This is a genomic window from Agrobacterium sp. a22-2, from assembly GCF_012276985.1.
GTDB lineage: Bacteria > Pseudomonadota > Alphaproteobacteria > Rhizobiales > Rhizobiaceae > Allorhizobium.
On sequence record NZ_JAAXMM010000103.1, the window covers coordinates 1 to 401 of the forward strand.

The 401-nt window shown below is 46.4% G+C and carries 1 protein-coding gene and 1 pseudogene; one reads left to right on the plus strand and one right to left on the minus strand.

Going from position 1 to position 401, the window contains the following annotated elements:
• Window positions 1-180 (plus strand): annotated as a pseudogene (locus tag HFC70_RS26590) (IS1 family transposase); the annotation flags it as partial.
• A gap of 10 nt (window positions 181-190) precedes the next feature.
• Here the strand turns inward: HFC70_RS26590 and HFC70_RS26595 are convergent.
• Window positions 191-401 (minus strand): hypothetical protein (locus tag HFC70_RS26595; protein WP_210259477.1); only part of this gene is annotated, 211 nt, incomplete at its 5' end.

Here is a 401-nt window from a genome sequence, read left to right on the forward strand (position 1 = left end):
CGCCTGAAGGGAAAGCTGCACGTAATCAGCAAGCGATATACGCAGCGAATTGAGCGGCATAACCTGAATCAGAGGCAGCACCTGGCACGGCTGGGACGGAAGTCGCTGTAGTTCTCAAAATCGGTGGAGCTGCATGACAAAGTCATCGGGCATTATCTGAACATAAAACACTATCAATAAGTTGGAGTCATTACCGTGCACGGTAACGGGCCATATCAATGAGCAGTTCCTCTCCAATTTTATTTGCCCCTAGAGAGCGGCGAGTTTTCTTCACTTCAATGACAATCTTCTCTTTCTTCAGAAGAAAATCCTGTCTGGATGATGAACCTGCGAAGCTAGGTGAATTTTCTTCAGGTCTGACATCATTAAAATGCAGCAGCAGAAGAGCATGAACAAGATCC